The organism is Nonomuraea sp. NPDC003201 (genome assembly GCF_053590415.1).
In genome coordinates this window covers 1-11,405 of record NZ_JBSFTC010000330.1, presented here as the reverse complement: position 1 = coordinate 11,405, position 11,405 = coordinate 1, and the positions used below count along the sequence as shown (strand labels likewise).

Sequence of the window (11,405 nt, the reverse complement as noted above, 5' to 3'; positions counted from 1 at the left end):
GCTGGGCGGCCGCCGCGGTGCGCGTGCCGGTGCTGGTGGTGGACGACGCCCACCTGCTCGATCCGGTCTCGGCCGCGCTCGTCCACCACCTCGTGACGCGGGACGGCACCCGGGTGATCGCGACGCTGCGCAGCCGGACGCCCGTGCCGGACGCGGTGCTCGCGCTGTGGAAGGACGACCTGGTGCCGCGGCTGGAGCTGGAGCCGTTCTCCCTGGAGGAGACGGCGGCCGTCCTGGAGGCCGCGCTGGGCGGCCGGGTGGAGTCGGCGACCGTGGCCCGGCTGTGGCGCGTCAGCCAGGGCAACGCCCTCTACCTGCGCGAACTCGTGCTGTCCGGGATGCTCGCCGCCGACGGTGGCGTGTGGCGGTGGAGCGGGCCGCTGACGATCACGCCCACGCTGCGCGAGACCATCGCGGGCCGCATCGGCGAGGTGACCGCGCGGGAGCGGGAGGCGCTGGAGCTGCTGGCGTACGGCGAGCCGCTCGGCGCCGACCTGCTGGCCGCCTTCGGGTCGCTCGACGCCGTCCAGCATCTGGAGGACCGGCAGCTCGTCACGGTGCAGCCGGACGGCCGGCGGCTCCAGGTGCGGCTCGCGCATCCCCTGTACGGCGAGGTCATCAGGGACGGCTGCGGCGTGCTGCGCGCCCGCACGATGGTGCGCCGGCTGGCGCAGGCGGTCTCGGAGGCCGGGCTGCGGCGGCACGAGGACGTGCTCAGGGTAGCCGTCTGGCGGCTGGACGGCGGCCTGACCGGCGATCCCGGGCTGCTGCTGGCCGGTTGCGAGCGCGCCAGGGTCATCCGGGACCTGGAGCTGGCCGTACGGCTGGGGCGCGCGGCCGTGGCCGCGGGCGGCGGGACTCCCGCGCTGGCCGCGCTGGGCACGGTGCTGTTCTACACCGACCGGTACGCCGAGGCCGAGGAGGTGTTCGCCACCGCCTGGGCGGCGGAGATGGGCGAGGGGGCCCTGACCGACCTCGGCGTGCAGCGGGCCATGAACCTGGCCGTCGGGCTCGGGGACGTCGCACGGGCGCGAGCCGTCCTGGAGGAGACCGGCGGGCTCGTCCACGAGGTTCAGCCGCGGCAGGCGACGCTCATCATGCGGGCCGTCCTGGCCGCCCTGACCGGCGACATCGCCTTCGCCGAGGACCTGATGGCGCGGGCGCGGGACATGGGCCCGTTCAGCCCGCACGGCGCGCGGATGATCAGCGGGGCCGAGGCGGCCGTCCTGGTGGCGCGGGGCCGGGCCGAGGAATGCCTGGCCCACGTGGCGGAGATCGGCGCGGGCCTGGCGAAGGAGCCGGTCGCCATGCGCAGCCTCTCGGCCGCGTTGACCGGCCATGCCACGCACGCCGCGCTGGTGCTCGGCGATCTGGACGCCGCCGAGCGGTTCGCCGGGCAGGGGTACGGCCTGGAGGGGCCCTTCCACACCTGGACGCGGGCGAACCTGGAGTTCGGCACGTGGACGGCCCGCGTGCTGCGGCTGCGCGGCCGGCTCGCCGACGCTCTCGCGTGGGCCCGCGACACCGCCGCGCGGCTGCCCGATCGCAGCGTGCTGGCGGGGTCGTGCCTGGGTGAGCTGGCGCATGCGTACGCGCTGCTCGGCGAGGTCGCGGCGGCCGAGCAGGCGGTGGAGCGGGCGGAGGCGACGGGGACGCCGATCGGCCCGTCCGTCGTCGTGCCGCTGCGCCTGGCCCGGGCGTGGACCCTGGCCGGTCGCGGCGACGCGGCCGGGGCCGTCGAGCTCTGCCTGGAGACCGCCGAGGACGCGCTGCCGTGCGACGTGCCGTTCCTGCTGCACGACGTCGTCCGGCTGGGCCGCGCCGACCTGGTGTCCGCGCGGCTGGCCGCGCTCGACGTGGAGGGCCCGCTGGTGGCGCTGTTCGCGCGGCACGCCGCCGCCCGCGACGGCGCGGAGCTCGACGCGGTCTCGGAGGGCTTCGAGCGGCTCGGCCTGCTGCTGTACGCGGCCGAGGCGGCGGCGCGGGCGGCGGCCCGCTACCGCGAGTCCGGGCTGGTACGCGGGGCGCGGGCGGCGCAGACCCGGGCCTGGCGGCTCTCGCAGCGCTGCCAGGGCGCCCGTACGCTCGCGCTGATGGACCTCGACGTGCCCAGCCTGACGCCGAGGCAGCGCGAGATCGCGGTGCTGGCCGCGCAGGGGCTGACCAACCGCGAGATCGCCGCGCGGCTCGTCGTGTCCGTCCGCACCGTGGCCAACACCCTGTACGCCGTCTACGACAAGACCGGCGTCAACGACCGCGCCGCCCTGGCCGCGCTCCTGAACCGGCTGGCCGGCTAGCCGGTGGTCAGCGCAGGATCGTCGTCACGACCTGGAGGACGAGCACGACCAGCAGCACCGCGGCCAGGACGAGCCAGCGGGGATCGAGCCAGGCGGACCTGACGGCCTCGGCGGGGGCGTCGGGGTCCAGCAGGTCGCGCAGGATCGGGTTGACCTCGTCGTCGGGCAGCAGCCGCTCCAGCTCGGGCACCAGGACGTGCAGCCGGGAGCGTACGTCGGCCGGCGGGCGCGTCCGCGCCCAGGCGTGGACGTCCCTCAGGATGCCCCGGGCCGCGCCTTCGGTGGTCGCCTCCGCCAGCTCCGTCAGGAAGTAGTCGAAGGCGTCGCGCACCGCGACGGGCTGCGGGTCGGGGCGGGCCGGCGGTGGGACCGGCGCGCGGGGCTCCGGCGCGGGCGTGGGGCGGGGCCGTTCCGCGGGCACCCTCCGCCGCGGGCCCGATATCACCGCGGGCGCCGGTTCTGAAGGCTCTGAAGGCTCGGGAGGCTCCGGAGGGGGAGGCGTCCGGGGCTCGTCCGGTACGGGCTTCGGCGGCTCGCGCAGCGCGGCCCCGAGCAGCTCGACCCGCTCCTCCAGCGCCGTCCCGTCGCTGATCCGCAGCCGCTTGACCAGCTCCGGCAGCCGCCGGCCCGCGTACGCGTCGACGACCATGGCCGCGATCTCGCCGTACAGGTCGTTCTGGTCGGGCGCCCGCAGATCCACGCGCCGCCGGTGCGAGGCCCGCGACGACGGCCCTGGCCACTGCTGCAGGAAGATGACCTCGGCCCCCTGCTTGAGGTCGTCGCTCTCGTAGGTGGAGAACGTCTCCGGATAGCGCCCGAGCACCAGGTCCAGGATGTCCACCAGCCCCCACAACTGCACGACGGCCTCCCCCTGGGCCACCACCGACAGCGGCTCCCGGTGCCCGCGCAGCGCTTCCGAGACGATCGGCGCGAGCGCCGCCGCCTCGGCGCGGGCCCGCCGGTCGAGTGCCGCGCTCGCGTCGGCATAGGGGCGCAGCAGCACGGCCAGGTCGAGCGGCTCCGGGTCGGCGGGCAGCAGCGAGCTCCAGCCGGGGGCGAGCGCGAGCGCCTGGCGGACGTTCGGCATCGCCGAGGCGTTGGCGGCCGAGCCGCCCAGGTACGCCTGGACCCGGATGGTCCGCCTGCTGTCCGAGCCGCCGGTGCGCGTGCGCGAGAGCACCACCACGCGACCGTCCACCATGAGCCGGCAGACGCTGACCCCGGGCGCGGGACCGGGGTCGAGCCAGGGGCCGAGCTGGTGGTACCAGCCCCGGGTGTCCTCCAGGGAGGAGCGCACGGGGCCGAGGCCGGTGCGGCGCTCGTCCCACTCGAACAGGATCCAGTCGACGCTGGAGTAACGCCCCATCAGATCCCCACCTCCGGATAGCCGCGCAGGACACCGGTCATCGCGAGGAGCGAGATCAGGGGCGCCAGGACGCGTCGCGGCCGCACGCCTCGGGGGAAGCGCCCGTCGGTCGGGGCGCAGCCCGTCGCCGAGACGAAATGCAGGGTGCACTTGCGGCATTTGTCGTAGGGGTTGAGCCACGCCTGCGCGCCGCGCCCGTGCAGGAAGGCGTAGACGTCGCGGCTCTCCCGCAGGACGTCCACCTGGTCAAGCCGGTCGGGCTCGTCGTACAGCCAGGTGTCGACCGGCGCCTCGAAGCGCACCGAGTCGCTCTTGGTGACCGCGATGACGGCGGGGATGTCCAGCCGCCCGCCGCTCTTGGGCAGCCGGTCGAGCACGGCGCGGAAGGACTCGTCGCCCATCCTGGCCGACCTGGTGGCGGCGTCGATCACGAAGAGCAGTCCGCCGACGGCCGGCACGAACCTGGTCGCCTCGTGGGTGGAGCTGCGCAGCAGCTCGCCGGCGATGTCGAAGAACGCCACCGCGGTGGTGTGCCGGCCGTCGTTGACGAGCAGCGCGTCGGCCGGCTCGGCGGTGGCCCGGTGGGTGGTGCGCGAGAGCGCGGTCCGCTCCACCATCAGCGGATGCACGTACGTGTTGACGTACTCGGCGTGCCGCTCGATGTCCACCGCGTCCGCGGTCAGCCCGTACGGCCGCAGGCCGCCCTGCTCGATGGCGCCGATCATCGAGGCCAGCAGGTGGGTCTTGCCCGTCTCCGGCCCGCCGACCAGCCCGATCACCAGCGGGCGGCCGTGCCGTACGTAGGTGTAGGGCAGGTGGTGTTCGAGGCTCGGGTCCGCCACCGGCGCCGGGCAGCGGACGTGGGCGGCGCGCAGCAGGTCCTCGCGGCGGGCCCCGGTCGCGTTCTCCAGGGAGAGCGGCTGGTAGTGGCCCGCCGGGGTGCGTTCGTAGAGCTCGTCCTCGCTCCAGTCGAACTCGTGCAGGCAGATCGGGCAGAGGATCACCGGATCACCATCCAGACGACCACGACGACGGCGGCCAGCACGGCCAGCGGAAGCCAGCGGGTCCACCATTTCCGCGGCTGCTCCTGCGGCACCTGCTCGATCCGGGTGACGGGCGCAGGTTGTTCCACCTCCTGCTCGCGCTTGGCCTCGTGGGCCCGGTCGAAGGCGACGCGGCCCTCCTCGAGCCGGAGGTCCGGTTCGGCGGGGATGGACCGCATGGGGTCCGGCTCCCGCAGCCGGTCGAGCACCTCCAGCGCCGACGGCGGCTGACCGGAGAAGACGTCGTGGATCGGCTGCAGCGCCGGGGCGGCGGTGAGGTCGGGGCGGTCGGCGACCTCGCGGGCGGTGACCGTGCGGTAGATCACCATGCCGGCGCTCCAGAGGTCGTCGGCGGTGGAGGCACGGCCGGTGCCCGCGCGCTGATCCGGGGCGGCGTAGGGGGCCTCGCCGAGCCGCAGCCGGCGGCTGCCGGCCAGCGTGGCGTGGCTGAGGTCGGTGAGCTGTACGGCGGTGCCGTCCCAGCGCACGGTGCCCGGGTCGATGCGCCGGTGGACGATGTCGCAGGCCGACAGGATGCGTACGGCGCGGAAGAGGCTCGCCTGCAGGGCCCGCTGCTCGGCGATCAGCAACGAGCCGGCGAAGCGGGTGACCGGCTCGCCCCGGTGGTCGGAGAGCAGCACGAACGGCTCCTCCTCGTCCAGGCTGTAGCCCATCAGCCGGGGCAGCTCGACGGGGTAGGCCCGCCGCAGCCGGGTGAGCAGCCTGGCGCCCATCCGGGCCTCGTTCTCCAGCAGCTCGTAGAGGTGCTCGCGGTCGCGCCCCTCCGCGCGGGGCACCCGCCGCTGCACGATCCTGGTGCCCTGGACGACGAGGGTCAGCCGGCGCTCGAAGGGGTCGTGGTCCGGCTCCGGCTTCACCTCCCAGGTCACGAGGTCGCCGTCGGGAGTGAAGAAGGTCAGCGGCTCAGGTTCCATCCTCGCTCCAGTTCTCCTCGACCGTCCCGGGGCGCAGCGGCACCAGGCGCAGGGTGCCGGCGTACTGTCCCGACCGGGTCCACACGACGTCGGGCGGGTTGCCCTGCCCCCGTACGGCCCTGGGCGCGAAACGCACCGCGTACGCCTGCCGCAGCAGCATCGCCAGGTCACGGTCGCCGCACAGTTGCAGCATCTGGCCGTTCGCCTGGGCCCGCAGCGCGCGCACGACCTGCTGGGACTGCCGCCAGACCGCGTCGACGAGCTCCTGGCGGCCGGTGTCGCCGGTGCCGAAGTCGGGGCGTTCCTGGACGCCCCGGTGGGTCAGGTGGTCGCGGTACTGCCGCAGCGTCTCGTCGACCCGGCGCTCCAGCCCCACCTGCGCGTCCCGGTAGGCGCCCTGTTCGAGGGAGGTCCAGGCGGGCTCCAGCCAGCTCGCGACCGCGTCGACGAGGTCGCCGGTGATGACCTCGCGCAGCTGGCCGCCGCGGTCGCGCAGCCGTACGGTGACCTCCTCGTCGAGCGCCGGGCTCGCGGCGGCCTGGCCGGTCTCGGCCCTGCTCCAGTCGGTCAGCGTCCAGGACACCTGCGCGCAGATCTCGTTCAGCGCCGCCGCCAGCGTGCGGGACGCGTCGGAGGTGTGCATGCGGGCCTGGCCGAGCATCCACTCGCTGGCCGCGACCCGTTCGAGCATCGAGCGCAGGTCGTCGAGGGCGGTCCTGGCCGGTCCGAGCGAGAGCTGCTCGCGCCACCACGCCCGCGAGCGCCGCCAGAAGACGAAGCGGGGCAGGAACGTGGCGGGGAACTCGGCGGGCGCGTGCAGCGCGTTGAGCAGCTCGTCCGGGCAGGCCCGCCAGAGGTCGCCGACGAAGGCGCGGCTGCCGATGGGCGCGCTGTGGTCGGCCAGCAGGCGGTAGCGCGAGACCATCCGCTGCACGCTCCTGCGCTCGGCCAGGGCCGCCTCCAGGTCGGCGCGCAGCTCGCCGACGATCTGGGCGTGGCCCATGTCGGCGGGGACGGCGAACCTGATCCCGTGCGCGGCCAGCCGCTCGGCGGCGTTGTCGTCGGTGTGGTCGATCTCCTCGAAGAGCCGCGCGAGGGTGTCGCGGAACTCGGCGAGCGCCCGCCCCGCGGCGATCACCTTGTCGACGACCGCGGCCCGGGCGCGGGCGTTGTGGACGTAGCCGAGGTCGTCCAGGGCGCGGACCGCCTGGTCGATCCGCTCGGCGGCGCTCCGGTGGAGCCGGTCCAGCGGGCCCTCCGGGACGAGCGCGTCGAGGAGGTCGGAGGGCAGGTCGACGGTGCCGCTGAGCACGGGCAGCGCGGTGGCCAGCGGCGAGCTGAAGGTGGCCGTGTCCTGCTGGACGGGCCCGTCGAAGCGTTCGGCCACCTCGCGGAAGGCCTGGCCGAGCACCTCGGGGTCGATCCGGCCGGCCACGATGCGCCAGCCGGGCGAGGCGGTGCCGTACGGGATGTCGCCCAGGCTGTTGACCACCTCGTCGAAGACCTCCGGCTGGGTGAGCAGGTCGATCAGGATGGCCTCCGCGCTCACCCCCGGCCCGTGGGCCGCCTCCCCGGTGTCGGCGTTCCACAGGATGCCGCAGGGGTCGCTCACCCAGAGCACCCTGCGGCTCTCCCCGTCCAGGACGGGGGGCAGGCGCAGGTCGGGTCCCACCGCCAGGACGAGCACCGACCTGACCAGGCGCGAGCTGAAGACGTCCTGGAGCACCCGCTGGGCGCCGGCCAGGCGCTCGGTGTCGGCCACCACCAGGACCTGGGCGCCGAGCCGCTCCAGCTCGCCCTTGCGCAGGTCGAGCACGACGACCATGCTCACTCCCCGAGGAGCGCGTCCAGGTCGCGCAGGTTGTAGGCGACCGCCTCGGCGACCCGCTCGAACGGCAGGTCCAGGGCGGCGGGCAGGGTGTGCGCCCAGAAGGCGATCAGCTGGTCGGCCCGGTTGCGCGCGCCCGACGGCAGCTTGGGCACCATGATCTCCAGCAGGCCGAGCTGGTCGGCGGACATGCCGGTGACGAGGTGGTAGAGCGGGTCCGGCACGGTGGGGGCGCCCGCCAGGCCCTTCGGGGTGGCGTTCATGAGCTGCTCGCTGACCAGGCTGCGGAACTCCTCGTCGCCGCCGATCACCCACTGCTCGTAGGCCCGCAGCATGCTCGGCCAGGAGGAGGCCTTGCCGTACCCGGTCAGCGGGAGCGTCATCGAGCCGCCCTCGACGTCGATCCGGATCCGCGCCGGCGAGCTCAGCTCGCCCTCCACCACGCTGACCCGGCCGTTCCACAGCAGGCAGAGCAGCCGGTGCAGGATCCGGACCCGGTGCTCCTCGGTCGTGGCCAGGTAGCCGAAGTCGTAGCCGAGCCGCTGGCGCCACTTCAGGTGGTCCTGCGGCCGTTCGTCGCGCAGCGCGTCGGCCCAGCTGTGCAGCACCTCGCGCAGCTCGCGGACCTGGGTGACGCTCATCGACGTGCGCAGCTGCACCACGGTCACCGAGTCGGCGTCGATGTTGCGGTAGTCGGGCACGCCCGGCAGGTCGATCCGGTCCTTGAGGAACCGTTCGAGGGCCGGGTCCTTGGCCGGCGCCGGATAGGAGACCAGCACCTTCAGGTCGCCGGTGCCGTCGGGGGTGAAGCCGCCCGGCACCAGGTCGGCCAGCTTGAGCTGGAACTGCCGCACGTGCGGGTCGTCGCCGCCGCCCGAGGCGGCCTGGGCGAGGATGTCGGCCAGCGAGGGCAGCAGCGGCTGTTCGCCCAGCGCGGCGGCCTCGTCCTGGTCCTTGAAGAGCTTCTTCACCTCCAGCTTGATCCGGTCGCGCACCCAGGTGAGCGCGTCGGCCGGCTTGCCCGTGCGCCAGGCCAGGTCGTAGGCGTGCCGCCAGCCGTCCGGGCCGATCAGCGCGTTGGCCACGGCGGCCTCCCCGTCGGTGGGGCGCAGCAGCTGCCGGGAGACGAAGACGTCGACGAAGCGGCGGACGACCGCGTCGTAGAAGGACTCCGCGCCCGCGGGCGGCAGCAGGTGGTAGACGCCCACGCGGGTCTCGTAGAGCTCGCCGGCCCGGCGCGCGAAGCGCTCGGCGTCGGCCTCGGCGTGCTCGACGAAGACCTGCGTGAACTCGCGCACCTCGCGGATGAGCTGCTTGCGGCGCGGCTCCCAGCGCGGCATCTGGTCGGCCCACGCCCGGTGCCAGAGCCCCTGGCTGCGCCACAGGTACCAGGTGTCCTGGTCGGCGATCGAGGCCTGGACCTCGGGGTCGGTCCACTGCACCTTGCGCAGCAGCCGGTCGCGCATCGGCCGGGGCTGCGGCGGGGCCTCGGTCATGTTGTCGTACGGCTTGCGCGGCTGCGCCCTGCGGTGGTCCAGGAGCCCGGCGAAGCCCAGCCGGTCGGCCTCGTGCACGTCGCCGGGCAGGCCGACCACCACCCGCCGCAGCCGGAACGGGTCGACCTGGCCGAGCGCTTCGAGCGCGCCGCGGCGCACGTCCAGCTCCTGGGCCAGGGCCGGCACGACGCGGTTGAGCTGCCGTTCGAGTGAGGCCAGGTTGTCCTCCATCGCCCGCATCCGGTTGGCCAGCGACTTCTGGATCTCGGCCGCGCCGGTGGCGGGGCGCACGTCCGGCAGCGGCAGCGGCTCGCGGGTGTTGAGCGGCTCGAGGTTGGTCGTGGTGAACATGCGCCGGATCTCGTCGATGTTGCTCTCGGCGGCGCCCGGCGGCACGGCTTCGAGCTGCGTCACCGCGCGGGCCAGCAGCCGGGAGCTGACCAGGTCGGCCAGCTCCTCCACGGGGACGGTCATGGAGGAGACGAAGGCCGTCGAGACGCCCCGGTTGCCGATGCCGGAGGCCGCCGCCACCTCGCGTTCCACGGCCCGGTTGATGAAGTCGTCGGCGAAGGAGGACTCGCCGCGGTCCTCCATGCCGCCGCCGTCGCCCGTGGCGTGCGGCTGGGTGCCGGCCAGCGAGACGATCAGGGAGGCGATCGAGCGGTGCAGGTCGTCCCGCTCGACGCCGGGCGGCATGGTGAACAGGAACGCCGTCTGCACGGTGCCGGTGGCCAGCCGTACCTCGCCCCTGCCCGGGTAGCGCACGCCGAGCTCGCCGGCGATGCCCTGCTCGTCGATCTGCGTGCCGGCATGCGGCGCGTTCTGGTCGTCGACCAGCCGGAACAGGTCCAGCAGGCCGGCGCCGGCGTTGAGGCGGGCCCGGCGGCCGCCGCCCTTGCCCTCGGCGAAGGCCGACGGCATGACGACCAGCGGGTAGATCCGCGCCCTGATCTGGTTGCGGGCGAAGGCGTCGCCGATCAGGTGCAGATAGTCGTAGAAGATGCCGCTGCCGGTGCCGCCCGCCACCGAGTAGGCCACGAAGACGTCGCAGCTGCGTCGGAGCCGGCCGCCCAGCCCGGCGAGTTCGCCGCCCGAGTTGCTGATCGCGCCGATGGCGTCGTCGATGCCCTGCACCACCGGCCCGGGGCCGTGCCGCATCCGCTCGAACAGCGCCGCCCTGGCCACGGTGGGCAACTGCCCGGCGCCGCGCATCAGCGGGGCGACCAGCGGCTCCTGCTCACGCGGCGGCAGCCAGTCCTTGACGTGGTCGCTCAACGTCGCCCGCAGGCTGCGGGCCACCTCCGGGTAGGAGTCGAACTTCGGCACCACGTCGTGGATCAGGTGGGCGGTCCGGGCGGCCGCCGGGAACTCCCGCTCGGTCGGCACCACCCGGCGCCGGGTGCGGGTCAGCTCGGCCTCGTTGAGGTCCACGTAGACGAACTGCAGGCAGGAGGGCAATTCGTAGGGTTGGTAGTTCTGCCAGCTGAAGTTTCTGATCAGGTCCATGCCGTCCGGACCGCACAGCTCGTCCCGCAGCCGCCGTTCCAGTTCCACTCCGACCCGGCAGCCGGTGCCGCCGAGCCCCACGAACATCATCGGATCGAAGATCCTCATGCGCCCCTCAAATCAGGTCGTCGCCTGGCATAGGTCTGTGGGTCCTGCTCTGGGACGGCTCCCGTGAGCCGTACACGGGTTGTTCCGCGCCCTGGCCCCGGGCGTCGTCGACGCCGAGGAACACGCCGCCGGTCAGCGGGATCGGGTGTCCCGGGCGCAGCGGCTCCAGCTCCTGTCCGGACGGGTCGCGGACCAGGACGGTCTGGCCGCCGCCCCGGCGGGCCGTGTAACCGGTGCCGAACGTGCGCACCAGGCGGCCGCCGGAGATCTTGAAGGTGAACTCGGGCCCCTCGCCGAGGGGCGCCTGCATCTTGCTGACGTACGGCTCGCCCGGCCGTTCGAAGAGGTAGAAGGTCAGCTCGCTCGGATCGGCCGCCCGCATCCGCGCGCGCCTCCTGAGGAGCAGCAGCGGCAGGGCCACCGCCAGGATCAGCAGGAGGACCAGGAGGGCCTGGAGCAGCCGCTGCCACAGCGGCGTGGGCGGCTGCACGTCGACGTCGACGAACTCCTCGGCCACCACCTGCCCGGCCGCGTCGACCACCTGGACCGAGCCGCCGACCGGGCCCTTGGGCGCCTCCGCGCCGACGCGCAGCTTGAGGGCGTGCTCGGAGGCGCCCGCCGGCGCCTGGAGCCGCTGGACGGACAGGCTCACCGTGCCCGGGACGTCGACGAGCCGCAGGGCGAGCTGGGCGGGCTGGGCGTCGTTGGTCACGCGTACGGTGCCGGAGACCTCCCCGCCCGGCTCGACGGTGGCCGCGTCGAGCTGCACCTGGGCGCGGAGCCGGTCGGCGGGCCCGGCGACGCGCGTCGCGTAGGGGCGCTCGTC

7 protein-coding genes are annotated in these 11,405 nt (G+C 74.4%); 1 reads left to right on the top strand and 6 read right to left on the bottom strand.

Annotation, left to right across the window (positions count from 1 at the left end):
• Positions 1-2,297: LuxR C-terminal-related transcriptional regulator (locus ACWDX9_RS52385; protein WP_449969382.1), on the top strand; the 2,297-nt coding region annotated here is incomplete at its 5' end.
• Positions 2,298-2,304: 7 nt separating this feature from the next.
• Here the strand turns inward: ACWDX9_RS52385 and ACWDX9_RS52380 are convergent.
• From ACWDX9_RS52380 to ACWDX9_RS52355, 6 genes are all read right to left on the bottom strand, one after another.
• Positions 2,305-3,663, bottom strand: a complete 1,359-nt coding sequence (locus tag ACWDX9_RS52380; protein WP_449969379.1) for a hypothetical protein — start codon at positions 3,661-3,663, stop codon at positions 2,305-2,307.
• Positions 3,663-4,667 (bottom strand): hypothetical protein, encoded by a 1,005-nt coding sequence (locus ACWDX9_RS52375; protein WP_449969376.1) that lies wholly within the window; start codon positions 4,665-4,667, stop codon positions 3,663-3,665. Before ACWDX9_RS52375 ends, ACWDX9_RS52380 begins: the two co-directional genes overlap by 1 nt.
• Positions 4,664-5,641 carry a hypothetical protein gene (locus ACWDX9_RS52370; protein WP_449969373.1) on the bottom strand — a complete coding sequence of 326 codons (978 nt, stop codon included), beginning with the start codon at positions 5,639-5,641 and terminating at the stop codon, positions 4,664-4,666. Before ACWDX9_RS52370 ends, ACWDX9_RS52375 begins: the two co-directional genes overlap by 4 nt.
• On the bottom strand, positions 5,631-7,466 hold the full coding sequence (locus ACWDX9_RS52365; RefSeq protein WP_449969371.1) for a hypothetical protein: 1,836 nt from the start codon (positions 7,464-7,466) through the stop codon (positions 5,631-5,633). The genes ACWDX9_RS52370 and ACWDX9_RS52365 overlap by 11 nt, the downstream gene beginning before the upstream one ends.
• A 2-nt stretch (positions 7,467-7,468) precedes the next feature.
• The gene (locus ACWDX9_RS52360; RefSeq protein ID WP_449969368.1) at positions 7,469-10,579 is read right to left on the bottom strand and encodes a tubulin-like doman-containing protein; all 3,111 of its coding nucleotides are present in this window, start codon (positions 10,577-10,579) and stop codon (positions 7,469-7,471) included.
• 7 nt (positions 10,580-10,586) lie between these two features.
• On the bottom strand, positions 10,587-11,405 hold an 819-nt coding region (locus ACWDX9_RS52355; RefSeq protein WP_449969365.1), incomplete at its 5' end, for a hypothetical protein.

Excerpts from the sequence above, each read along its gene's own strand:
- ACWDX9_RS52365 (WP_449969371.1), bottom strand. The coding sequence starts at position 7,466 with ATGGTCGTCGTGCTCGACCTGCGCAAGGGCGAGCTGGAGCGGCTCGGC.
- ACWDX9_RS52380 (WP_449969379.1), bottom strand. The coding sequence starts at position 3,663 with ATGGGGCGTTACTCCAGCGTCGACTGGATCCTGTTCGAGTGGGACGAG.
- ACWDX9_RS52370 (WP_449969373.1), bottom strand. The coding sequence starts at position 5,641 with ATGGAACCTGAGCCGCTGACCTTCTTCACTCCCGACGGCGACCTCGTG.
- ACWDX9_RS52360 (WP_449969368.1), bottom strand. The coding sequence starts at position 10,579 with ATGAGGATCTTCGATCCGATGATGTTCGTGGGGCTCGGCGGCACCGGC.